The following is a 23,669-nucleotide window of genomic DNA, read 5'->3' on the forward strand; positions in this document are numbered from 1 at the left end:
ACGTGAAGGGGGACAACGAACTCCGCTCGATTCGGAGACAGCGAAGCCGCTGGGCGGCGGGCGCGATCTTCTTCTGCCTCTCGATCGTCGCCGCCGGGTTCATCAATCTCCAGATCTTCAGCACCGAGTTGTACACGCTCCTTTCGAGCGAGAACCGGCTGCGGACGATCACCGTGCCGGCCCCGCGCGGGACCATCTACGACCGGTATGGTCGGGCCATCGCGGACAACGTGCCGGGGTACGACGTGTCGATGCTTCCCGGGCCCCGTGATTCCATCTCGGCCGGACTCGATCGCCTCGCGGAGCGGCTGGACCTGTCGCCCGAGCGGCGCGCCGCGCTGCTGTCGCGCAACCGGGAACGTCCCGGCGAGGCTCTGGTCGTGCGCGAGAACGCGAACTTCGAGCAGGTCGCGTTCATCGAGGAACGTCGGCCCCGGTTTCGGCGCGTCGTCGTGGATCAGAGGCCGCGCCGGCGCTACCCAACGGGGCCCGCCGTCGCGCACATGATCGGATACGTGGGGGAGATCAGCCCGGAGGAACTGACTCGGCCCGAGTATGCGGGCTACGAGTCCGGCCAGTCGATCGGGAAGACGGGGCTGGAGCAGCAGTACGAGCACAGGCTGGCCGGGCGGAACGGGATCCGTTACACGGAAGTGAACGCCCTGGGTACGGTCGTGCGGGATCTGGGGGTCGCGCAGGCGCAGGCTCCGGTGCCCGGAGAGGACCTGCACCTCGGCATCGATCTCGACCTGCAGGTGTACGCGGATTCGGTGTTTCCGGAAGGAATGCGGGGCGGCGTCGTGGCGCTGGACCCGCGCACCGGAGAGGTGCTCCTCCTCTACAGCCACCCCACGTTCGACCCCAACGCGTTCATCGGCGGCATCCCCCTGGATCTCTGGGACTCTCTTCGCGAACACCCGGACCAGCCGATGCTGGACCGGGTATCCAACGCTTTCTACCCGCCGGGGTCCACGTGGAAGCTCGTCATGTCCTCCATCGGGATGAAGACGGCGGACCTCACGATCGATACGTACCACCCGTCCGCGTGCACCGGCGGACTCACGTACCACACCCGCTACTTCCGCTGCTGGCTGCCGAGCGGACACGGCCGCCTGAACCTTTCCGAGGCGATCAAGCACTCGTGCAATGTCTGGTTCTACCAGGCGGGGCAGCGGATCGGTCTCGACCCGCTCCTCGCGGGGGTCGGAGAGCTCGGCTTCGGGCGCCCGACGGGGATCGACCTCCCGAACGAGAGGCCGGGCCTCTTCCCCGACTCCCGAGAGTGGTACGACGAGCGGTTGGGGCCCGGAGGGTGGACCGAAGCCGTCGTGTGGAACCTCGCGATCGGGCAGGGCGAAAATGCGCAGACCCTGCTGGCGATGGCCCAGTTCTACGCGGCGCTGGCGACGGGAAGGGCGCCCGTCAAGCCTCACCTCGTGCGCGATGAGATGCTCGCGCAGCAGCGCGTGGACTGGACGTTCGATCTCCCCGATTTCCAGCGGCGCCAACTCGTCGACGCGCTGGCGCGCGTCGTGAACGAGCCCGGGGGCACCGCGTACGGCAGCCGCCTGGCCCGCTGGACGCTGGCCGGCAAGACGGGCACGGCCCAGAACCCGCACGGCGAGCCCCATTCCTGGTTCGTCGGGTTCGCGCCCGCCTACGATCCCCGCATCGTGGTCGCGGCGATCGTGGAGCACGGGCATCCGGACGGGGCCCCGTCGCTGGCGGTGCCGCTCGCGTCCGGCATCGTGGACCGCCACCTCGAGACGCTCGGCTTGCCGCCGGAGGCAACGCCCGGCGTCCGTCCGCTGCAGACGGCTCCGGCCCCGGCGGGCGGATGATCGACCGCCTGCGCGTCCCCGGCGTGGGAGACCCGGTGCTTCTCGCGCTGGTCCTGTCCATGACCGGGTTCGGGATCGCGATGATCTACTCGGCCGGACAGGTCGACGTGCAGTCGCTGGCCGCCGGGATCTGGGTCCGCCAGCTCTACTGGTTCGGCGTGGCGGTCGTCGCGCTGGCCGTGACCTCCCGCTTCTCGCTGCGTTTCCTCGAATGGCTTGCGCCGTGGGCCTACGGGATCACGGTGCTGCTCCTCGTCCTCGTGTTCTTCATCGGGACGGGTCCGAACGGGAGCTGGATCGAGCTCGGTCCGGGACGACTGCAGCCGGCGGAAGTCGCGAAGCTGGGGACGATCCTCATGCTGGCGCGCGTGATGGGAGGGGCACGGGGACCGTACGAGCGGCTGCTGGAGTTCTGGAAGCCCGGCGTCATCACGCTCGTCCCGTTCGTCCTCGTGCTGCTGCAGCCGGACCTCGGGAGCGCCATGATCTTCGGGGCGCTCTTCCTTGCCGCACTGTTCTGGAGCGGCGTGCCGTTGCCCAAGATCTTTCTGCTCGCGTCGCCGGGCCTCAGTCTCCTGCTCGGCTTCAACTGGATCGCATGGGGCCTCGGGTTCCTCGTCGTCGCGGCCTGCCTGTACGTGCACCGCCTCTTCATCCTGGAAGCGGTGGGCGTGCTCCTCGCAAACGTCTTCGCGGGCGCGCTCACGCTTCGCCTGTGGGATTCTCTCGCCGACTACCAGCGGAACCGGCTCCTCGTCTTCCTGGATCCGGAGATCGATCCCCTCGGTGCCGGCTGGCATCTCATCCAGTCGAAGGTCGCCATCGGCTCCGGCGGACTCATCGGCGCCGGCTTCGCCAACGGCCCGCAGAAGAGGCTCGCCTTCCTCCCGGAGCAGCACACGGACTTCATCTTTTCCGTCGTCGGGGAGGAGTTCGGCTTCATCGGCGTGATGCTCTTCCTTGTGCTCTTCGCCTTCCTCCTCTGGCGCGTCCTGCGGGTGGCCTCCTCGATGGATGACGGGTTCGGAAGCCTGATCGCCTTCTGCCTGTTCGCGGTCCTCCTGACCCACATCGTGGTGAACCTCGGGATGGCGGTCGGCATGATGCCGGTGACCGGGCTGCCCTTGCCGCTCCTCAGCTACGGGGGGAGCTTCCTGCTCGTGCTCTACGCGGGGTTCGGGATCGTGCAGCGCGTGGCCTGGGAGGCCTGAGTGTCCTGGTTCAGCAAACCGAAGCGCAAGCTGGTCTCGCAGAAGCGCGAGCTTCCGGGCGACGTGTGGGACCGGTGCGCCGGGTGCGGCGAGATCCTCTACAGCGGACGGCTGGAGGAGAACCTCCACGTCTGCCCGAACTGCGGCCATCACTTTCGCATCACCGCGGAGTCCTACGAGGCGATGCTGCTCGACGGCGGAGGCCTCGCCGAGCTCCACGACGAGCACCTGCGCTCCGCCGATCCGCTCGGCTTCGTCGATTCCCGCAGCTATGCCGAGCGCATCGCGCAGGCGGAGCAGCGAGGCGGCGACCAGGATGCGATCCGAACCGGGCGCGGTGAGATCGGGGGCCGGGAGGTCCACCTCGGGACGATGGACTTCCGCTTCATCGGCGGCTCGATGGGGTCGGTGGTGGGCGAGAAGATCCGCCGTCTCGCCGACCGCTCCCTCGAGCGGCGGGTGCCGCTCATCATCATCTCCGCTTCCGGCGGCGCGCGGATGCAGGAAGGGATCCTCTCCCTCATGCAGATGGGGAAGACGGCGGCCGCGCTCGAGCAACTCGCGGGCGCCGGCATCCCCTACGTGAGCGTCCTCACGAACCCGACCACGGGCGGAGTGACGGCGTCGTACGCGATGCTGGGGGATGTGATTCTCGCGGAACCCGGCGCCCTGATCGGTTTTGCCGGCCCGCGCGTGATCAAGGAAACGATCCGGCAGGACCTTCCGGAGGGATTCCAGACCGCGGAGTTCCTGGAGGAGCACGGCATGATCGACCGCATCGTCCCGCGTCCGGAGATGCGCGGCGCCCTCGCGAGCCTCCTGGATCACATGTGCTGACCGAGGGCGGAGACGCCCTCGCGGCCCTGCTCGACCCCCGCCCGGTCACCACGATCCGCTGGGGCCTCGACAGGATCGAAGCGCTCCTGGCGGAACTGGGCCGGCCGGAGCGATCCTTCGACGCCCTTCACATTGCGGGCACGAACGGCAAGGGTTCGACGGCGCGCTTCGCGGCGTCGATGCTGGAAGACGGCGGCACCTGCACGGGCCTCTATACCTCGCCGCACCTCGAGGACGTTCGGGAACGGTTTCTGATCGACGGCGCCTGGGTGGAGGAGGCGGCGCTTCAGGCCGCCGCCGCCCGGGTCATCGGTTGCGACGCGGCCGCGGCGTGCACGTACTTCGAGCTGGCCACCGCGCTTGCCTTCACCTGCTTCGCGGAGTGCGGCGTGGAGATGGCGGTCGTCGAAACCGGTCTCGGCGGCCGCCTCGACGCGACGAACGTGCTTCGTCCCGTCGGCACGGCGATCACCCCGATCAGCCTCGACCACACGGAATGGCTCGGCGGGTCTCCCGAGGCGATCGCGAGGGAGAAGGGGGGGATCTTCAAGCCGGGCGCGCCGGCCTGTCTGGGCCGCATCGACCCGGGTCCGCGCGCGGCGCTGGAGCAGATCGCGCGCGACGTCGGCTCGCCGGTCGCGCGCCTCGGTCAGGATGCGGAGGTGTCGGAGGTCGTGGTGCGAACCGATCCCGTGGGGACGCGCTTCCGATACGTTTCGACGCCACGTCCCGACGGCGTTCGCCTCGCCACGGGCCTCCCGGGCCGGCACCAGGCGGACAACGCGGCCCTCGCCCTCCTGCTGCTGGACTGCTCCGGCTATCCGCCGGAGGAAAGCTCCGCGCGCCGCGGGATCGCGCGGGCGCGCCTCGCCGGCCGCTTCGAGGTCCGGCCTCCGGGCGCCGGGCGTCCGGGCCGCGTGTTCGATATCGCGCACAATCCGGCCGCCATGGGCGTACTCTGCGAGACGCTGGCGGAGCTGTCCCTGCCGCGGCCAATCGTCGCCGTGGCCGGCATGCTGGCCGACAAGGACTGGAAGGGAACGCTGGCCCGACTCGCGCTTGACAGCGACACTATGATTCTGACTCGATCCGACGTCCCCGCGGAGAGACGGTGGGACCCGTCCCGGGCGAGGGAGTGGCTGTCGCGTGAACGGGGCGTTGAATCGATCGTGTGCCGGAACGTGGCCGAGGCGGTCTCGCGCGGGCTGACGCTCGCCAGCGCCGGAACGCTGCTGGTCACGGGATCCGCAACTACCGTGGGCGAGGCCCGGGCACTGCCGGAACTCGCCCGCGTACGGACAGGAGACGGATAAGAGATGCTGTACGATCCCAGGCTGGTACAACCGATGCGAGACGAACTCACCCGCCTCGGCGTGCGTGAGCTTCGGACCTCCGATGACGTGGACGACGCCCTCGGGGCCGGCGGAGAGACGCTGGTGGTGGTGAACTCCGTGTGCGGCTGCGCGGCGCGCAACGCGCGACCCGCCGTGGCGATGGCCATGAGCCACGGAAAGCAGCCCGACCGCGTCGTCACGGTCTTCGCGGGGCAGGACGTGGAAGCGACGGCGCGCGCGCGGCAGTATTTCACCGGCGTGCGGCCCTCTTCGCCGTCCCTGGCGCTGCTCTCGAACGGGGAACTGCAGTTCATGCTCGAGCGGCACCAGATCGAGGGCCGCGAGGCGCGCGATATCGCGGCCGACCTCACGAAGGCGTACGACCAATACTGCGCGACGAGCTAGCGACGCGGGTTTCCTGCGGCGGGCCGCCGACGCTCTTCGGCCCGCCGACACTCCTCGGACCGCCGGCGCTGCCAGGGCCGTGAGTTCCGGGGAAATCCGCGGCCTGACCGGTTTTCGAGATTTCTTTCCCGAGGAACTCGCGCTTCGCCGACACATCTTCTCGGCCTGGCGGAGGGTCGGCGCCCGCTACGGATTCATGGAGTATGACGGACCGCCGCTGGAGGCGCTCGAACTCTACACGCGGAAGTCGGGCGAAGAGATCGTAGGCCAGCTGTACGAGTTCGAGGACAAGGGGGGGCGGGCGGTGGCGCTGCGGCCCGAGATGACGCCCACCTTCGCCCGCATGATCGCGACCCGCGCCGCCGGACTGGCAAAGCCGGTCCGCTGGTTCTCGATCCCGCAGCTCTTCCGCTACGAACGGCCGCAACGCGGCCGGCTCCGCGAGCACTTCCAGCTCAACATGGACATCGTCGGCGAGACGGACCCGCTCTCCGATGCGGAGATCGTCAGCGCCGGCATCGACGCGCTGCGCGAACTCGGCCTGGGGGCCGCGGACATCGTGGTCCGCATTTCCGACCGGCGCCTCATCGGCGCGCTCCTCGATGCGCACGGAATCTCCGCCGAGGACCATGTCCCCGTGTTCGGCGCCCTCGACCGGCTCGAGAAGGAAGGGGAGGACGGGGTCCGCGGGCGGCTCGGGGAGAAAGGCGTGGAGAGGGAGGCGGCGACGCGTCTGCTGGCGGCCATCCGGCTCCCGCTCGAGGAACTGGCGGCGGCGCACGGAGGAGACGAAGCGATCGCCGAGGCGGCCGACCGGCTGTCCACCGTGTTCGCGCACCTCGGCGCGGCGGGCTTCGCCGACTTCGTGAGATTCGACGGGGGCCTGGTCCGCGGACTCGCCTACTACACGGGGACCGTGTTCGAGATTTGGGACCGCCGCGACGAACTGCGGGCGATCTGCGGGGGCGGCCGCTACGATGACCTGTTGAAGGCGCTGGGAGGCGTGGATCTTCCGGCCCTCGGCTTCGGCATGGGGGATGTGGTCCTCACGGAACTGCTCAGGGACCGGGACCTCGTGCCCGTCGGGACCCGTCGCGTGGACGACTACATCGTATGCGTTTCCGATGCGGAGCGTCCGTTGGCGCTCGGCATCGCCCGCGCGCTGCGCGACCGGGGACGGCGGGTGCTCTACGACCTCCGCCCGCGCGGGGTCGGACGCCAGTTCAAGGCCGCCCACCAGGCGGGCGCCGGTCGCGCCGTCGTACTCGGGCCGCGGGAAGCGGAGCGGGGCGTCGCGGTACTCCGCGACATGGCCTCCGGCGAGGAACGGGAAGTCGCGATCGAGACCCTGACCGGGCCGCCCCCCGGCGAAGCGAAAGGAGAGGAAGTGCGGTGAGTCGCGTTCTCATCCTCGATTTCGGGTCCCAGTTCACCCAGCTCATCGCCCGGCGCATTCGCGAGGAGGGCGTGTACTGCGAGGTGCACCCGCCGACGCGGAGCCCCGCGTGGGTCCGCCGCTACGATCCGGCGGCCATCGTCCTCTCGGGGGGGCCGGCGAGCGTATACGACGAAGGCGTCCCCACGGCGCATCCCGAGACCCTCTCCATGGGCGTCCCGATTCTCGGAATCTGTTACGGAATGCAGCTCGTCGCGGATCTCGTCGGGGGCGAGGTGCAGCAGGCCGAGCGCCGGGAGTACGGACGGGCCGAACTCAGGGTCCGGTCGACGGACCCGCTCTTTCACGGGTTCGCCGATGGCGAGCCCACCCAGGTCTGGATGAGCCACGGCGACTCCCTCCACGCGTTGCCCCCGGGCTTCGAGGTCTCGGCGACGACCGAGAATTCCATCGCCGCGATCCGGTCCGAGGAACGGCGGATCTGGGGCGTGCAGTTCCACCCCGAAGTCGCCCATACGACCCGCGGCGGAGAGATGCTGCGGAACTTCCTGTTCGAGATCGCCGGCTGCGAGATGAGCTGGAACGCCGCGAACATCATCGATCACCAGCTCGCCGCGGTTCGCGAGACGGTGGGGGACGGACAGGTGATCTGCGGACTGTCCGGCGGGGTGGACAGCTCCGTCGCCGCCGCGCTCGTACAGCGGGCGGTGGGAGACCGGCTCACCTGCATCTTCGTCGACACGGGTCTCCTGCGGAAAGGCGAGCGCGACGCCGTTGAGGCGGTGTTCGGCGAACGCATGGGGATGCGGCTGGAGGTCGTCGACGCCGCGGATCTCTTCGTCGACCGCCTTGCCGGGGTTGTGGAGCCCGAGGAGAAGCGGGTCATCATCGGCCACACGTTCATCGACGTGTTCGAGGAGGCGGCGGGCCGGCACGGCGACGCGCGTTTCCTCGTGCAGGGAACGCTTTACCCCGACGTGATCGAATCCGTCTCCGTGTGGGGACCGTCGGTGAAGATCAAGTCCCACCACAACGTGGGCGGACTCCGCCCGGATCACCCCTTCGAACTCATCGAGCCCCTCCGCGAACTCTTCAAGGACGAGGTGCGCGCCGTGGGTCGCGAGCTCGGCCTGTCGGAGGAGATCGTGGGGCGCCACCCGTTTCCCGGGCCGGGCCTGGGGATCCGCATCCTGGGCGATGTGACGCGGGAGAAACTCGCCACGCTGCGGGAGGTGGACGCGATCTACCTCGAGGGCATTCGCGACGCGGGGCTCTACGACGAGATATGGCAGGCGTTCGCCATCCTGCTGCCCGTTCAATCGGTCGGCGTGATGGGCGATGCGCGGACGTACGAGAACGTCGTCGCGCTGCGCGCCGTGACCTCTCTGGACGGGATGACGGCCGACTGGTTCCAGTTCCCGCACGATGTGCTGGGCCGGATCTCGAACCGCATCATCAACGAGGTGAAGGGGGTGAACCGGGTGACGTACGACGTGTCCTCCAAGCCGCCCGCCACCATCGAGTGGGAGTAGCCGCAGTGGCGAGATCCCGCGGCGCGAGCGGGGACGGGGCGGGGCGGCGTGCCGGGTGCCGCGAGATCGGGGCGTGGGCGGACGATCTTCTGCGCGTCGCCGAGATCGAGGACTATCCGTTCGCCCTCAACGGCCTGCAGGTCGATGGCCGCCGACCCGTGGTCCGCATCGGCGCCGCCACCGACGCATGCCTGGCCACGATCGACCTCGCCGCCGAGGCCGGGTGCGATCTCCTGATGGTCCACCACGGGCTGTTCTGGGGCGGGGCGCGTCCTCTTGTCGGACCGTCGTACGAGCGATTTCGCCGGCTCTTCGAGAGCGGGATGGGGCTGTACTCGGCGCACCTTCCGCTCGACGCGCACCCGCGGATCGGAAACAACGTCCTGCTCGCCGCCGAACTCCGCGTCGCGGCTGTCGAACCGTTCGGCTCCTTCAAGGGGAATGACGGGATCGGCGTCATCGGCGCGGTCGACACGTCTCGCGGCGAACTCGCGGCCCGGGCGGAAGTCGTGTGCGGACGAACTCCCATCGTGATCGCCGGCGGCCCGGAACGCGTGTCACGCCTCGCCATCGTCACGGGCGGCGCGGGGTCGATGATCGAGGCCGCCGCCATGGCGGGCGCCGATACCTTCCTCACGGGGGAGGGGAACCATCACACGTACCACGAGGCGATGGAACTCGGGATCAACGTGATCTACGCCGGCCACTACGGAACGGAGACGCTGGGTGTCCGGGCGCTGGCGAAGCGCGCGGCGGAGCATTTCGGGGCGGAGCACACCTTCTTCGACGTCCCCACCGGTCTCTGATCCGGCCGGCGCGTCCAGCTCGCCTCGGGACGCCGGAAGGCGCTAGAAGACCGAGACCTTGAGGTCCGTCAGGTAGCGATCCGGCCGCTCGCGGATATCCCGAAGGAGGAGGGCGAGTTCCTCGCCGGAGGCGCGCAGCGTCCCCAGCGTCTCCAGCAGTTCGTCGTGGACCGCGTCTTCGCGCAGGAGCTTTCCGAGCGTTCCTTCGCCGCCTTCCAGCCCCCGCGTGATCTCGGCGAGGGACCGGCCGGCGGCCGAGAAATCCGTGCTGGCGTCGGCGAGCCGCGTCGAGAGCGTGTCGAGGTTGGCCAGCGTGCGATGGACTTCCTCGGACCCGGTCATCCCCGCGAGCCGGTTCGACAGGGTGTCCATGTTGGCGAGCAGGCTCCCGATCGACGCCCGCTCCGTCTCGAGGATTCCGGCGAGTTCCCGCATCGCGAGCGTGAAGGCCTCGGACCCGGAGGCGACGTTCTCGGCCAGGCCGCCGCCGAGCAGCGATTCCAGCTCGCCGATCAGGGAGCCCACTTCGTCCCCGAGGGTCGAGGCCAGCGATGTGAGGTCGGACCGGCGGTCGAGCGAGAGCGTGTCGCCCTCCGCCAGCGTCCGGGCACTGGTTCCCGGCGTGAGTTCGACGAGCTGCTGGCCCAGGAACCCATCCGGCTGGATCGTGCCCCGTGTGTCCGCCGGCAGCTGGACGCGCGTGGAGAGCGTCATCGTGAGGACGACGCGCTCCGCCTCGAGCGCGACTTCGTCCACGGTGCCGACCTCCACCCCGCGCAGCAGGACGGGCGACGCGGTCGCGATCCGGTTCGCGTTCGCGGCGATCCCCCACACGCGGATGGTGGGGCCTCGAAACGGCGAACCCGAGATCCAGAACAGGCCCGCGACGATGACGGCCGCGGCAAGGATGACGAAGGCGCCGACGCGGACCTCGGCGCCGTGGTCGCGCAGCCCCGGATCCCTCACGCGGGGCCCCGTGCCGGCGCCGCGTCGAGAAACTCGCGCACCGCCCGGTTGTCCGTTTCGCGCAGTTGCCGCGGCGTACCCTCCGCCGCGACGACCCCGTCCGAGAGGAGGGCGATCCGGTCGGCCAGGAAGAAGGCGGACTCCACGTCGTGGGTCACGACGATGCTCGTCGCATCGACTTCCTCGCTCACGCGGGCGATCAGGCGGTTGATCCGGGTCGCGTTGACGGGATCGAGTCCCGTCGTGGGCTCGTCGTACAGGACGTAGCGGCGCTTGCCGATGATGGCGCGCGCGATGGCGACCCGCCGCTGCATGCCTCCGGAGAGTTCGGCCGGCAGGAGCGTCAGGACTTCCGGCTCGAGGTTCACGTGATCGAGCGCCGTCCGGACCAGTTCCTCGCATTTGGGCGCTCGGCCGCGGCAGAAACCGGGCGGGAGGCCCATCAGCAGGTTCCCGCGTACGGTCATGGAATCGAAGAGGGCGGAATTCTGGAACACGTAGGCGGTCCTGGTGCGAACGGCGGCCATCTCGGCCCGGTCGGCCGAAGGTACCGAGATCCCGTCGACGAGGATGTCTCCGGCGTCCGGATCGAAGAGGCCGACGATGTGTTTGAGGAGGACGCTCTTACCCGTCCCTGACGGACCCATGATGGCGAGGGTTTCGCCTTCCCGCACGTCGAGGTCGACGCCGCTCAGGACCGGACGTCCCCCCAGCCACTTGTGCACGCCGATGATCCTGATCATGTGAGCGTCTTGTACACCGGCCCGAGCACCGTGTCGAGGACCATGATCGAGACGATGATCGCGACGACCGCCCTCGTCGCCGTGCGGCCGACGCCCGCCGCCCCGCCGCTCGCGCGCAGCCCCACGTGGCTCGAGATGAAGGTGATCGCGAATCCGTACGCGACCGCCTTCACGAGCGAGAAGATCAGCGCGCCGTGGTGATAGTACCCCTTGGCCCCATCCACGTACTCGGCCGTGCTCAACCCGAGGATGCCGACCGATGTCACGTAGCCGCTGAAGACTCCCATCGCGTTGGCGAGCATGACGAGCGGGATCAGAATGATGGTTCCCGCCACGACCCGCGGGACCACGAGTTCCACCACGGGATCCCGGCCCATCGTCAGAAGCGCGTCGATCTGGTTCGTCACCTTCATCGTGCCGAGTTCAGCTCCGATGGCCGCTCCGACGCGCCCCGCGAGGACGACCGCGGTCAGCACGGGTCCGAGTTCCGTGAGCATGCCGCCCACCACGCCGCCCGCGACGATCTCCCTCGGCAGTCCCGGGGAGAGCTGGTACATCGTCTGCTGGGCCATGACCGCACCCGAGAGGGCGCCCATCAGCAGGACCAGCGGGAGGCTGTCGAGACCGATGAACTTCGCGTGGTGGACCGTCTCCAGCGCGTAGCGGCGCGGATAGGCGAGCGCGCGGAGCGTCGCGAGGCCGAGCATGCCCACCCGGCCGGCGTGGAGCGCCGCGACCCGGGCGGAGCGGCCCGGTGCGGCGAGGAGGTTCGGCGCCTTCAACGGCTTTCGTGCCTTTCCGCGTCCGGTGTCTCCCCCTGGGATTCCGGCCGCGGAACGCCGTCGAGCACCTCCACCTCCAGTCGAATCGCCTCCCACAGCCGGTGCATGCGTCCGGGGTCGTCCCCGAGCCCGACGACGAATTCCTCGAGCTGCTGCCCGGTCACGCCATGCTCATCGAGCGCCGCGGCCCGCACCGAGTCGCCCTCCGCCGTATCCGCGTACTTCGCCCGCGCCCAGCTGAGCCTGGCCATGACCTGGACGTACGTGTCCTCGTCCAGGCTGCCGCCGGACCCGCCGCAGCCGACGACCGCGAGGCCCGCGACGAGCAGGAGCGGCTTCACGATGGCTCCGTCGCGGCGCGCGTGCTTCATTCGGACGTCCGCAGCGAGGCGCGGTAGAGCCAGACAATGAACCCGACGACGACCGCGGCGCCGATCCAGCGCGCGGCCGGATCGAAGCTCTCCGGCACGAGGCTCAGCACATCCGTGCTCTGCGAGAGGGCGAACGGGATCGCGAGGAAAATCCCGACGAGCGCCTCTCCGGTGATGAGTCCGGAGGAGAAGAGGAGCCCGCGGTGGTTCGCCTGCCGGACGGCCCCTTCGCCGCCCCCGCCTCGCAGCACGGTCCGACCCACCAGCCACGCCACGAGCCCTCCGACGAAGATCGGGACTTCGAGTTCGATGGGCAGGTAGATCCCGACCGCGACGGCGAGGACGGGCACGCGCAGGCTGGAGCCGCGCGCCTTGAGAGTCTGGTCCAGGGCGATCACGCCCGCGGCGATGAGCGCCCCGATCCCGATCATCCCCCACGGGAGATTGCGCGAAAAGACGCCATCGGCGACGGAGGCCATGAGCGTCGCCTGCGGCGCCTGCAGCATCTCGTCCGGGTCCATCCCCTCGCGCGGCAGGACGCCGCCGAGCCCGTACGCCTCGAACAGGAGGCCGAGGATCGGCGCGATGACGAGCGCGGCCGCGGTGACGCCGACGAGCTGCATGATCTGCTGCTGCCGCGGCGTGGCGCCGACGATCCGGCCCGCCTTCAGGTCCTGCATGTTGTCCCCCGCGATCGCGGCGGCGCAGGCGACGACGGCCCCCACCAGAATGGCGGTCGCGGCCGCCGAGAGCGCCTGGGGCGCGGAGACCGTGAAGTCGACCTGCAGTCCCAGCAGGAGATAGAGGATGAGGGAGATCGTGAGGATCGTCGCGATCGTTACGCCCGAGATCGGGTTGTTCGAGGAGCCCACGAGACCGGCCATGTAGCCCGCGACGGAGGCGAAGAGGAACCCGGCCAGGAGGGCGAAGACGGTCCCCAGCGCGAGCACGAGCCAGTACAGTCCGGGCGTGATGGACAGCGCGCCGCGGTCGATGACGAGCACGAACACCGCGAGGATCGGCACCGCGAGCGCCACCGTCCCGACCCCGACGAAGTTGATCGGCATGTCCCGCTCGGTGCGGAGGATTTCCGGACCGCCGTCGGCCGCGCGCGCCGCGCGCAGCGCCGCGATGGAGGAGCGCACGCCATCCCGAACGTGGCCCAGGAGCGAAACGAGGGCCCACACCCCGCCCACGACCATGGCGCCTACGCCCATGAAGCGAATCTGCGCGCTCCAGATCGCGGCGGCCGCGTCGTACCCGCTCGCATCCCCCGTGATGCCGGCCACGACCTGCGGATCGGTGATCGCCATGTAGATGGGGATCCCCGCGAGCCAGGAGATCGCGCCGCCCGCGAGCACGAGGCTGCCGACGCGGGGTCCGACGATGTATCCGACGCCGAGCAGGGCGGGGGAGAGGTCGCTCCCGATCCCGAATACGGAGCGGCCCAGAGTGAAGCCATGTTCTATCGAGGAGCCCGCGACCTTGAGTCCGGTCTGCGACAGCTTCAGCAGGGCGGCCGCGAGGCCCCCGACCGCGATCAGCTTCGCGCCGGAGCCGCCGGTGGCCCCGGCCTTCAGTACCTCCGCCGTCGCCACGCCCTCCGGGAAGCGCAGATCCGCCTCGACGATGAGGGCTCGCCGCAGCGGTATGGTGAAGAGGACGCCCAGAATCCCGCCGCAGAGCGCGATTCCCATCGTGGGCAGGAAGGGGAACCCGGCCCAGTGGCGGAGGAGGATGAGGGCGGGCAGGGTGAAGATCACGCCGGCCGCCAGCGACTCGCCCGCGGATGCGGCCGTCTGGACGATGTTGTTTTCGAGGATATTGTGCTCGCGGAACATCCTGAGGATCGCCATGGAGATCACGGCGGCCGGGATCGACGCGGACACGGTGAGGCCCACCTTGAGGCCCAGATAGGCGTTTGCCCCCGAGAGGACGGCGGAGAGGAGGATGCCGAGGACGATCGCCTTGCCGGTGATTTCGGGCAGCGATTGCGACGCTGGAATGTACGGCTTGTGCGCGCGCGATTCCGATGCGCCGGCTGCTGGGTCCGACATGGGCATCCCTCCAGATTGTCCCGGGACCGACACGGGAGACGATCGAATCCTCATGGGGCGGGGTCGACCGACGGAACGCTAGTAACGGGTCCGGCAGGGGTCAACACGGCGGCTCCTGCCGAAGTGACACCAGATCGGCGTCCCGAACGGGGCGGTTCACCGCCCGATCGGCGGTCATCCCGCCGTTCCGGCGCACCGGGGTCCCCAACCCGGCGGTCGGGAGGGCACGGGGATTGCTCATGAAACGTGGAGGCCGCACTCCGATGGCGGCGGCTCAACGCGAAGACCCACGGAAGGACTCCGAGGCAGAGAACGGACGATGATCCCGAACGACAGACTCACGCTCAAGGCCCGCGAAGCCCTGAACGACGCGATGCTTGCGGCGCGCCGGTCGGACAACCCCGCCGTCGAGGACGTGCATCTCCTCGCGGCGCTGCTCGCGCAGGAGGGCGGCGTGATCGTTCCGGTTCTCCAGACGGTGGACGTCGATCTTCCCGACCTGGAGACGCGGCTCGAGCGGGCCATAGGCCGCCTGCCGCGGCAGAGCGGAGCCGCTCCGGCCCCGAGCCGCGAACTCGACCGCGTCCTCGACGCGGCGGATGCGCTCGCCGGGGAGATGGGCGACTCGTATGTGACGACCGAGCACTTCCTCCTGGCCCTCGCCGGCGAGAAGGCCTCGACGACGGGCCCGCTGCTCCGGAATGCGGGCGCGGGTCCGGAATCGGCACGCCGGGCCGTGGAGGAGGTCCGGGGGCCGCATCGCGTGACGGATCAGGATCCGGAAGGGAAGTACCGCGCCCTCGAGCGGTACGGCGTCGACCTGACGGCCGAGGCCCGCGCCGGAAAGCTCGACCCCGTCATCGGCCGGGATGCGGAGATCCGCCGCGTCATGCAGGTCCTCTCGCGGCGGAGGAAGAACAATCCCGTCCTCATCGGAGAGCCCGGCGTGGGCAAGACGGCGATCGCGGAAGGGCTCGCGCAGCGCATCGTCGCGGGAGACATCCCCGAGTCGCTGCGGAACAAGCAGCTCGTGCAACTCGACATCGGCGCGATGCTGGCCGGCGCCAAGTACCGGGGCGAGTTCGAGGAGCGCCTGAAGGCGACGCTGAAGGAGATCACGGAATCCGGCGGCCGTTACGTGATCTTCCTCGACGAACTCCACACCGTGGTCGGAGCGGGGGCGGCGGAGGGCGCGGTGGATGCCGGGAACATGCTCAAGCCCGCCCTCGCCCGCGGGCAGCTTCGCATGGTGGGCGCGACGACGCTCGACGAATACCGGATGCATATCGAGAAGGACCCGGCATTGGAGCGGCGGTTCCAGCCGGTGCTCGTCGGCGAACCCGGCGTGGACGAGACCGTGGCCATCCTGCGCGGGCTCAAGGAGCGCTACGAGGTGCACCACGGCGTACGGATCACGGATCCGGCGCTCGTGAGCGCCGTGCGCCTGTCCGACCGCTACATCGGGGACCGCTTCCTGCCCGACAAGGCGATCGACCTCGTGGACGAGGCGGCGTCCCGGCTCCGCATCGAGATCGACTCCATGCCTGAGGAGATCGACGAACTGGACCGTCGCGTCACGCAACTGGAGATCGAGCGCGAGGCGCTGCGCGAAGAGGACGACGCGCGGAGCCGGGGACGGCTCGCGGAGCTGGAGGGCGAACTCGCCGCGGCGCGCGAGTCGCTCGCGGGCCTGAACGCACGCTGGATCCGCGAGAAGGACACCATCGAGACGGTCCAGGGCTTCAAGCGCGAGATCGAGGAACTCGGCGTGGAGGCGCAGCAGGCGCAGCGCCGCGTGGACCACCAGCGCGCCGCCGAAATCCTGCACGGGGAGTTGCCGAAGCTGCGCACCGAACTCCTCGCTGCGGAAGCGAAGCTGAAGGAGATCCAGGACGAGGGTTCGTTCCTGAACGAGGAAGTCGGGCCCGGCGAGATCGCCGAGGTCGTGGCGAGCTGGACCGGGATCCCGGTGGCCCGGATGCTCGAGGACGAGAAGGACCGCCTCGCCACGCTCGAGGAACACCTGCACCGGCGCGTGGTGAACCAGTCGCACGCCATCACGGCCGTGTCGGATGCCGTGCGCCGGAGTCGCGCGGGACTTCAGGATCCGAACCGTCCCATCGGGAGTTTCATGTTCCTCGGCCCCACGGGCGTCGGGAAGACGGAGACGGCGAGGGCGCTGGCGGAATTCCTCTTCGACGAGGAGTCCGCCATGGTCCGGATCGACATGTCCGAGTACATGGAGCGGCACGCGGTGGCGCGTCTCATCGGCGCGCCTCCCGGGTACGTCGGCTACGAGGAGGGGGGGCAGCTCACCGAGGCCGTGCGGCGGCGGCCCTACACCGTGGTGCTCTTCGACGAGATCGAGAAGGCGCACCCGGAAGTCTTCAACGTCCTGCTCCAGATCCTCGATGACGGGCGGCTGACGGATGGCCGCGGGCGCACGGTGGACTTCCGAAACGCCGTGCTCATCATGACGAGCAACATCGGGAGCGCCAGGATCCTCGCCCGTTCCGAAGCCGGCGAGTCCTGGGCCGGGACGGAGGCGGAGGTCGAAAACGCCCTGCGCGGCCACTTCAAGCCGGAGTTCCTCAACCGGGTGGATGAGATCCTCGTGTTCCAGCCGCTGAGCCGGGAGCACCTCGAATCGATCGCCGGGATCCAGGTGGATCGGGTGGCCCGAATGCTGGCGGAACGGGAGATCCGGATCGAGGTCGACGGAGCCGCCAGGCGTCGAATCGCGGAGGTGGGGTACGACCCCGCGTTCGGGGCGCGCCCGCTCAAGCGCGCGATCCAGCGGCTTATCGCGAACCCGCTCGCCATGGCCTTCCTGGAAGGGCGCTTCCGGGAGGGCGACGCGCTGCGCGTGGAACTCGATGAAGACGGGGACGGTCTGCGCTTCGTCCCGTTGGGGGCATCCGATTCAAGGGAGGGGAAGGAATGAGGACGAGTGATCGAGCGGGCGCGGGGGGCCGCATCGCGGTCATGATCATGGCCGCGGCGGGTTTCGCGCTTGCCGGCTGTGCATCGCGCGGAGGCGCCGGGGCGGAATACGGCACGAACCTGTACGGAGCGGAGTCCGCGGAGGCGGCGATCGGGCGGTTTCTGGACGCCGCGAAACAGCGCGACTACGCGGCCATGGCCCGGCTGTTCGGAACGGACGACGGCCCGGCGGAACTTCGCTGGGGGCGGATCGAGACGGAGCAGAGGATGTTCGTGCTTGCGGGCTTGCTCGCGCCGAGCGGCTACCGACTCCGCCCGAATCCGGTCGCCGGGGCCGGCGGCGCCTCGCGCTGGATGGTCGACCTGACGGGGACGCGAAACGGGGCCGTGAGCGTCCCGTTCTTCATCGTTTCGGATGGGAGCCGCTGGTTCGTGGAGCGCATCGGGACGGAGGGACTCCGGACTCCGTGATCCCGGCGGGCCGTTCGTGATAGCGCCGGAGTCGCCGCGGATCGGCGCCCGCGAGGAAGGCCGCACGCAGGGCCCAGTGCCTGACGACCGTCCGAAGGAAACCGGTTTCCCAGCGCCGACTCGAGGTACGCGCCGCGAGGGGAAGAAGGCGGAAACGAGCGACTCGCCGAACGGCCCGGACGAAGGTCACGTCCTCGAAGAGGGGAAGATCCCTGAAGCCGCCGCAGGCCTCGTAGGCGTCGCGCGTCGCGAAGAGGGCCTGATCGCCCGTGGCGGTGTGGAGTCGGCGAGTCCGCCAGTTCACGCCCCATTCGAGCAGGCGATAGCGCCAGCCGCGCGCGTCCGGGTCGAGGGCGAACCGGAAACAGCCCGCCTCCGCGCCCGCGCGGACGGCGGCGCGAATGGCCGTCCCGGCGCCATCGGGAAGCCACGTGTCCGCGTGCAGGAAGACGAGAACCTCTCCGGTCGCGGCCCGGGCCCCGGCGGCGAGCTGGGCGCCGCGATTGGGGCGCGTCGACAGGACGCGGCCATGGTCCGCCGCGATCCCCGCCGTACGATCCCGGCTTCCTCCGTCGACCACGACGACTTCCGCTTCCGGGCCGAGAGCGGACTTTGCGCGCCGGAGCGTCTCATCGAGGCGCGTTTCCTCGTCGAGCGTCGGCACGATGACGGAGAACTCCGGTCCGGGATGCGCCGGCCGCCGCGGCGATCCGGCGGGGGATTCCGGCTCCCGTGTCACCCGCGCTCGGGATCCTCCCGCATCTCCAGGAGAACGCCCTTCACCGAGCGCGGATGCAGAAACGCGATGCGGGCGCCGCCGGCGCCGCGGCGGATCCGGGGCGGGATGGCTTCCGCACCGGCCGCTTCGGCCGCCGCGAGGGCATCCTCGAGATCGTCGACGCAGACGCACACGTGGTGAATGCCGGGACCGCGCCGGTCGAGGAAGCGGGCGATGGGCGACTCGGGGGTCAGGGGAGCGAGCAGCTCGATCCGTCCGGAGCCCTCGCCGAAGAAGGTGGCGCGAATGCCCTCCGAGGGAACGGTTTCCTCGCCGGACGGCGGCCGGCCGAGGATGGCGGACCACTGCCGCACGGCGTCCGGCAGCGAGTTGACCGCGATTCCCACGTGGTCGATTATGGGCGCGCCCGGAATACGGTTGCCTTGGTTCACTGCGGCCGGAGACCCTCTCGTGGTTGGACTTCGCCTGCGCACGCGCGCGGGAACGTATTGCCGGACCCGGCGCCGGAGCCAGTGAGGAGAAGCGTTCGTCCCGGCCGGTCGCGCCGGGCGTTACAGGAACAGGAGATTCGAATGGCTGATGCTGCGAATGGAGGACCCCTCGAGATCACGGATGCGAATTTCGCGGACGAGATCGAGGGGGCGGACGGTCTGGCAATGGTGGATTTCTGGGCGGAATGGTGTGGCCCGTGCCGGCTCGTCGGGCCGATCGTCGACGAACTCGCGCAGGAGTATTCGGGGCGCGTCACCGTCGGGAAACTCGACGTGGATGCGAACCCGCAAACCGCATTTCGCTTCAACGTGCGCTCGATCCCGAGCATCCTCTTCTTCAGGGATGGCGAGGTCGTGGACACCCTCGTGGGGGCGCACCCCAGAGACTCTCTCGAGAAGAAGATCCTCGAACACGCCTGAACGGCCTGCCTGGGAGCGGTGCCGCCACGGGTCACGCCGACTCCGCGCCCCCCGGCCCCGGTGGCTCCGGGGGGCGCGGGCGCGTCTGGCGGGTGAACGGAAGACGAGGACGTGTCGTGACGGGAACGCTGTACGTGGTCGGCACGCCGATCGGCAATCTGGAGGACATGCCGGAGCGCGCGGTTGGGGTTCTGCGTTCGGTCGATGTGTGCTACGCGGAAGACACGCGGCGCACGGGCACGCTGCTCGGGCGGCTGGATGCGAACGTCCCCCTGCGGTCGCTGCACAAGCACAACGAGCGCGCGCGGGTGGATGAGTTGCTCGCCGCGCTCGGCGCGGGGCGCTCCGTGGCGCTCGTGTCCGACGCGGGTACGCCGACCGTCTCCGACCCGGGCTGCCGGGCGGTGGCCGCCGCGCGCGAGGCAGGGCACGAGGTGCTTGCCGTCCCGGGTCCCTCCGCGGTGCTGGCCGCGCTCTCGGTGTCCGGCTTCCCGGCCGAGCGGTTTCGCTTTCTCGGATTCGTTCCCCGGCGGGGCGGCGAACGCTCCGCCTGGATCGACGACCTCCGCGCATGCACGGACACCGCGGTCGCGTTCGAGGCGCCCGGGCGGTTGGTCGCGCTCCTCGATGAGTTGACGGAAGCGGGCCTGGGCGAGCGGGCGGCCGTGGTCTGCCGCGAACTGACGAAACTGCACGAGGAAACCACGGCCGGGTCCGTGCGCGCGCTGGCGTCCGCGTTCGCGGCGCGCGAGGTCCGGGGCGAGGTGACGGTCGTCTTCGAGGGCGGTGCGGCAGGCAACGAAGCGCCCGATCTGGCGGTCCTGATGGAGGAGGCGCGACATTGGTCGCGCGATGGCCTGCGGCGGCGCGAGATTGCCGACCGCCTGGCCGCGGAGTTCGGTCTGAGCCGGAACGAGGCCTATCGCGTGAGCTTGCAGGTTCAAGAGGCGCCCTCGGAATGAGTGACGGATTCGGCTTCGAACGGCTGGCCGCCGCCTGTGCGGCGGCCCGGGCGCGCGCGGCGGGGACGGCGGCGGCTTCGGCCATTATGCTGGGTGGAGCGCTGGTCCTCGTCCTTTCCCTGCTCCCGGTTTCCGCCCGCGAAGGCCGCGGGTCGCTGGTTCCGCTCGCGCTTGCCCTCGTCCTGTGGGCCGGCCTCGCCGGGCTGGCGTGGATCGCCCGCCGCGTCTGGCGGGCGCTGCATCCGCATGCCGTGGCGGGGGAGGCGGACGCCGCGGCGGGGCTGGGGGCCGGCGATGTCCGCTCCGCGATCGAACTCGAACGGGCGGAGGCCGCGGCGGGGGCGGGATTGGCGGCGCTCCACCGCGCGCGTGTCTCCGAGGCGCTGGGGAACGCCGCCTCGCGCGGACTCCTGCCGGTTACCGGCTCGGGATGGAAGCGGCGGATTCGCCGTTCGGGCGTCGCCGTGGCCCTCATGCTGCTCGCGATCTCGGTCGCCGCGCTGCTGAGGCCGCAGCCCACGTTTTCCGCCGCCGCGGCGCTGGGTGCGCCGTGGCGCACCGCCTTTCCGGCGCCGCTCCCGCCCCTCGGCCTGACCGGCGCGGCGGGCGTACCGCGGGGAGACGCGGCGGTCGTGTCCATCTCGGCCACGGGACGCGAACGGGTCGACCTGGTGTGGCGCGCCGCGGGCCGGGCGCCGGAGCGGACCCTGCTCGACGTCTCGGCGGCCGGTTCGGCGCAGGGCCGCACCGGGCCGATCATCTCTCCCACGGCGGTGTGGGTCGAAGATGGGGAGGGTTTTACGAGCGACACCCTCCGCGTCCGCCCCCTGGAGCCCCTCCTGGTCCAGGATCTCCAGCTCACCGTCGAGTTCCCGGCCTATCTGGGGCGCGGATCCGAGCGCTACCGCGGCCGGATACCGCCGCTGGTGGCGCCGGAGGGTACGAGGTTGCGGCTGAGCGGAGAGACGAACCTCCCCCTCGATGGCGGGGCTCTCGCGTGGCAGCCCGGCGACGGTGAGACCGGCGAGGCGGCATCTCCGATCCCGCTCGAGATCGCGGGCTCGCAGTTCGCCGTTACGTGGATTCCCGAGCGGACGGGCTCCTGGGCGTGGGAACTGCGGGCGGAATCGTCGCTCGGCGCGCCCATACTCCCCGACCCGATCCGGGTGCTCGTCGTCCCCGATCTTCAGCCGCGCGTCCACCTCCTCTACCCGGCTCCGGACACGACGCTGGGCTACGAGCGTGTGATGCCGGTCATCGTGGACATCGAAGACGACATCGGTCTCCGCCGAGCCTTCGTTCGTAGCTGGCGCTCGGGCTTGGGCCGCGAGAACGCGGAGCGGCGGGAGGCGCTTTCCCCCGATCCGGGCGGGGCGGAGCGGGCGGTCTTCCGGCACCTGCTGGACCGCAGCGCGGAGTCCTTCCTCCCCGGCGACACGCTGTTCTACCGCTTCGAGGCCTTCGACGGGCATCCGGCCAGGGGTCCCGCGCTCTCCGACGTTTTTCTGCTTCGCGTCCCGACGTTTACGGAGATCCGGGATCGGCGCGCGGAGCAGACCGACGCCCTCTCCGAAGACGCGCAGGCCCTGGAAGAGAGGCTGGAGGCGCTGGCCGAGGCGGCGGCCGACGCGGCGCGGCAGACGGACGCGGAAGGGGACGACAGCGAGGACGTTCGGTTCGAGGCCACCGAAGAGGCGCGGAGCGTGCTCGACGAAGGGCAGCGCGCCGAGGAGGAACTCGCGGGGATCGAGGAACAGATCGAAGCCCTGCAGGAGGAACTCGAAGCCTCGCCGCTCTCCGACCCCGCGCTGCAGGAGCAGTTGGAGCGGCTGGCCGAACGCTACAGGGAACTGACCGAGAGCGGACTCGAGGAGCAGATCGAGGCGCTCGCGGAGGCACTGCGGGAGCTCGATCCGGAAGCGGTTCGGGAAGCGCTCGAGCAGCTCTCCGAGGACTACGAGAGTCTGCGGGAGCAGGTGGACCAGACGCTCGGCATGCTCGAGCAGGCCGCGCTCGAACAGGCGATGAGGTCGGCGCAGGCCAACGCGGATGAACTGGCGCGGGAACAGAGGGAGGTCGCCGGGGAGGAGGACGCCGAGGCGTTCCGGGAAGGTCAGGAGTCGCTCGTCGAACAGGCCGAGGCGCTGGCGGAGCGCCTGGCGGAACTGGAGGCGGAACTCGCGGCGGCGGACCGCGAGGCGGCTGCGGATTCGGCCCGGGCCGCCGGAGAGCGCACGCAGGAGGCTCTGGGGAAGATGGCGGACGCGCAGACCGGAGCCGAGTCGTCGCCGTCCGGGGAAGCGGGGGAGGTCGGCGAAACGGAGCGGCAGGCGGCGGAGGAAGCCGCGGAGGCGCTCGAACAGGCGGCGGGCGCCCTCGGCTCGGCGCAGCAGGAGATGAGCGGAGAGCAAGGGGAGGCCGCCGTCGAGTCGCTGGCTCGCGCGCGCGGCGAGGCGCTCGCGCTCGCGGAAGAGGAGGGCCGCCTTTCGGAGGCGACCCGGGGCGAGAACGCGGCGGATCCGACATCCTGGCGTGCGCGGCAGGGGGCCGTGCGCCAGGGGCTCGAGAATCTGGTCGAGAGACTCTCGGAGGCCGGTAACGAAGCGGCCATGCTCGACCAGCGTACGGGGGCGGCGGCGGGCGAAGCGGCGGAGCGCATGGACCAGTTGCTCGACCGGCTCGCGGGGGATGGGGCGCGGCGTCTCCCGTCCCGGGCGGAGGTCGAGGGCATCCAGGAGTCGCTGAACTCGCTGGCCCGTCACCTGCTGGCGAGCGAGGAGGCGGCGCGGGCCGCCGGAGAGCAGTCCGCCGGCCAGGACGCGGCGGATCAGATGAATCAGCTCGCGCAGCAGCAGCAGGCGGTAACGCAAGAGACGAGTTCGCTCCTCATGCCCGGTCCGCGGCCGTCGGGAGAGGAGCGGCGGCGCGAGGAAATCGCGCGGCGGCAGGAGGAGGTCGCCGAAGAACTCGGAGAGCTGGAAGACCCGGAGGGAGATCTCCTGGGACGTCCCGAGGAAATGGCGGAGGAGGCCGCCGAACTCGCACGGCAGCTGGAGTTGGAGGGGCCCACCCAGGAGACGCTCGAACGACAGCGGCAGCTCTTCCGGCGCATGCTCGATGCGGGACGCTCGCTGGAGGACGAGGATCTCGATCCAAACGAACGGGAATCGCGCGAGGCCACGGCCCCGCCGGGGACTCCGCCGCCGATCGATCCGGAGTTGCTGCGGGGACGCCGCTACCCGGCGCCGTCGGAGGTGTTGCTCCGGGAACTTCCGCTCTTCTATCGATCGCTGATCTTCGAGTACTTCGACCGGCTGAACCGGGTGCCTCCGGCGGGCGCCGGGGCCCGGCGGGAGCCCTGA

20 protein-coding genes are annotated in these 23,669 nt (G+C 70.3%); 13 read left to right on the forward strand and 7 right to left on the reverse strand.

Annotated features, from left to right (window positions below; translation table 11 throughout):
• The first annotated feature begins 2 nt into the window (after positions 1–2).
• From mrdA to ACOGI9_RS04870, 8 genes are all read left to right on the forward strand, one after another.
• Positions 3–1,841, forward strand: coding sequence for a penicillin-binding protein 2 (gene mrdA / locus ACOGI9_RS04835; protein ID WP_419858756.1), 1,839 nt, complete (start codon positions 3–5; stop codon positions 1,839–1,841).
• Positions 1,838–3,052 (forward strand): rod shape-determining protein RodA, encoded by a 1,215-nt coding sequence (gene rodA / locus ACOGI9_RS04840; RefSeq protein WP_419858757.1) that lies wholly within the window; start codon positions 1,838–1,840, stop codon positions 3,050–3,052. Before mrdA ends, rodA begins: the two co-directional genes overlap by 4 nt.
• Complete coding sequence (gene accD / locus ACOGI9_RS04845; RefSeq protein ID WP_419858758.1) at positions 3,053–3,889, forward strand: acetyl-CoA carboxylase, carboxyltransferase subunit beta; 837 nt, start codon at positions 3,053–3,055, stop codon at positions 3,887–3,889.
• Positions 3,883–5,202 carry a bifunctional folylpolyglutamate synthase/dihydrofolate synthase gene (locus ACOGI9_RS04850; RefSeq protein ID WP_419858759.1) on the forward strand — a complete coding sequence of 440 codons (1,320 nt, stop codon included), beginning with the start codon at positions 3,883–3,885 and terminating at the stop codon, positions 5,200–5,202. Before accD ends, ACOGI9_RS04850 begins: the two co-directional genes overlap by 7 nt.
• A gap of 3 nt (positions 5,203–5,205) precedes the next feature.
• Positions 5,206–5,628 (forward strand): BrxA/BrxB family bacilliredoxin, encoded by a 423-nt coding sequence (locus ACOGI9_RS04855; RefSeq protein ID WP_419858760.1) that lies wholly within the window; start codon positions 5,206–5,208, stop codon positions 5,626–5,628.
• A gap of 79 nt (positions 5,629–5,707) precedes the next feature.
• Entirely contained in the window at positions 5,708–7,024 is a 1,317-nt protein-coding gene (gene hisS, locus ACOGI9_RS04860; RefSeq protein WP_419858761.1) for a histidine--tRNA ligase, read from the forward strand.
• On the forward strand, positions 7,021–8,556 hold the full coding sequence (guaA, locus tag ACOGI9_RS04865) for a glutamine-hydrolyzing GMP synthase (protein WP_419858762.1): 1,536 nt from the start codon (positions 7,021–7,023) through the stop codon (positions 8,554–8,556). The genes hisS and guaA overlap by 4 nt, the downstream gene beginning before the upstream one ends.
• Before the next feature lie 5 nt (positions 8,557–8,561).
• Positions 8,562–9,362, forward strand: coding sequence for a Nif3-like dinuclear metal center hexameric protein (locus ACOGI9_RS04870; protein WP_419858763.1), 801 nt, complete (start codon positions 8,562–8,564; stop codon positions 9,360–9,362).
• A 42-nt stretch (positions 9,363–9,404) separates the two neighbouring features.
• Here ACOGI9_RS04870 and ACOGI9_RS04875 read toward each other — a convergent pair whose 3' ends face one another.
• The 5 genes from ACOGI9_RS04875 to ACOGI9_RS04895 are packed head-to-tail and all read right to left on the reverse strand — an operon-like array spanning position 9,405 to position 14,281.
• Positions 9,405–10,328: an MlaD family protein gene (locus ACOGI9_RS04875; protein ID WP_419858764.1), complete on the reverse strand. Its 924-nt coding sequence runs from the start codon at positions 10,326–10,328 to the stop codon at positions 9,405–9,407.
• Positions 10,325–11,071: an ABC transporter ATP-binding protein gene (locus ACOGI9_RS04880; protein WP_419858765.1), complete on the reverse strand. Its 747-nt coding sequence runs from the start codon at positions 11,069–11,071 to the stop codon at positions 10,325–10,327. The genes ACOGI9_RS04875 and ACOGI9_RS04880 overlap by 4 nt, the downstream gene beginning before the upstream one ends.
• On the reverse strand, positions 11,068–11,853 hold the full coding sequence (locus ACOGI9_RS04885) for an MlaE family ABC transporter permease (RefSeq protein ID WP_419858766.1): 786 nt from the start codon (positions 11,851–11,853) through the stop codon (positions 11,068–11,070). Before ACOGI9_RS04885 ends, ACOGI9_RS04880 begins: the two co-directional genes overlap by 4 nt.
• A complete protein-coding gene (locus tag ACOGI9_RS04890; RefSeq protein WP_419858767.1) occupies positions 11,850–12,224 on the reverse strand; it encodes a hypothetical protein in 375 nt (124 codons plus the stop codon). Before ACOGI9_RS04890 ends, ACOGI9_RS04885 begins: the two co-directional genes overlap by 4 nt.
• Positions 12,221–14,281, reverse strand: coding sequence for an OPT family oligopeptide transporter (locus ACOGI9_RS04895; protein ID WP_419858768.1), 2,061 nt, complete (start codon positions 14,279–14,281; stop codon positions 12,221–12,223). The genes ACOGI9_RS04890 and ACOGI9_RS04895 overlap by 4 nt, the downstream gene beginning before the upstream one ends.
• A gap of 322 nt (positions 14,282–14,603) precedes the next feature.
• Here ACOGI9_RS04895 and clpB point away from each other — a divergent pair, with 322 nt between their 5' ends.
• Together clpB and ACOGI9_RS04905 are read left to right on the forward strand one after the other, a co-directional pair.
• Positions 14,604–17,225: an ATP-dependent chaperone ClpB gene (gene clpB / locus ACOGI9_RS04900; RefSeq protein ID WP_419859236.1), complete on the forward strand. Its 2,622-nt coding sequence runs from the start codon at positions 14,604–14,606 to the stop codon at positions 17,223–17,225.
• A complete protein-coding gene (locus ACOGI9_RS04905) occupies positions 17,222–17,695 on the forward strand; it encodes a hypothetical protein (protein WP_419858769.1) in 474 nt (157 codons plus the stop codon). Before clpB ends, ACOGI9_RS04905 begins: the two co-directional genes overlap by 4 nt.
• On the opposite strand, the gene ACOGI9_RS04910 is transcribed toward ACOGI9_RS04905, so the two are convergent.
• Both ACOGI9_RS04910 and mce read right to left on the reverse strand, forming a co-directional pair.
• Entirely contained in the window at positions 17,628–18,434 is an 807-nt protein-coding gene (locus tag ACOGI9_RS04910; protein WP_419858770.1) for a TIGR04283 family arsenosugar biosynthesis glycosyltransferase, read from the reverse strand. The two genes, ACOGI9_RS04905 and ACOGI9_RS04910, sit on opposite strands and share 68 nt — an antisense overlap.
• On the reverse strand, positions 18,431–18,820 hold the full coding sequence (gene mce / locus ACOGI9_RS04915) for a methylmalonyl-CoA epimerase (protein ID WP_419858771.1): 390 nt from the start codon (positions 18,818–18,820) through the stop codon (positions 18,431–18,433). The genes ACOGI9_RS04910 and mce overlap by 4 nt, the downstream gene beginning before the upstream one ends.
• A 186-nt stretch (positions 18,821–19,006) precedes the next feature.
• Between mce and trxA the strand changes: the two genes are divergently transcribed.
• The 3 genes from trxA to ACOGI9_RS04930 all read left to right on the forward strand — a co-directional run bounded on the left by trxA (position 19,007) and on the right by ACOGI9_RS04930 (position 23,669).
• Positions 19,007–19,345 (forward strand): thioredoxin, encoded by a 339-nt coding sequence (trxA, locus tag ACOGI9_RS04920; protein ID WP_419858772.1) that lies wholly within the window; start codon positions 19,007–19,009, stop codon positions 19,343–19,345.
• A 116-nt stretch (positions 19,346–19,461) separates the two neighbouring features.
• Positions 19,462–20,307, forward strand: a complete 846-nt coding sequence (gene rsmI / locus ACOGI9_RS04925; RefSeq protein WP_419858773.1) for a 16S rRNA (cytidine(1402)-2'-O)-methyltransferase — start codon at positions 19,462–19,464, stop codon at positions 20,305–20,307.
• Positions 20,304–23,669: a hypothetical protein gene (locus tag ACOGI9_RS04930; protein WP_419858774.1), complete on the forward strand. Its 3,366-nt coding sequence runs from the start codon at positions 20,304–20,306 to the stop codon at positions 23,667–23,669. The genes rsmI and ACOGI9_RS04930 overlap by 4 nt, the downstream gene beginning before the upstream one ends.

The sequence above is a fragment of the Candidatus Palauibacter irciniicola genome (assembly GCF_965208695.1).
Classification (GTDB): domain Bacteria; phylum Gemmatimonadota; class Gemmatimonadetes; order Palauibacterales; family Palauibacteraceae; genus Palauibacter; species Palauibacter irciniicola.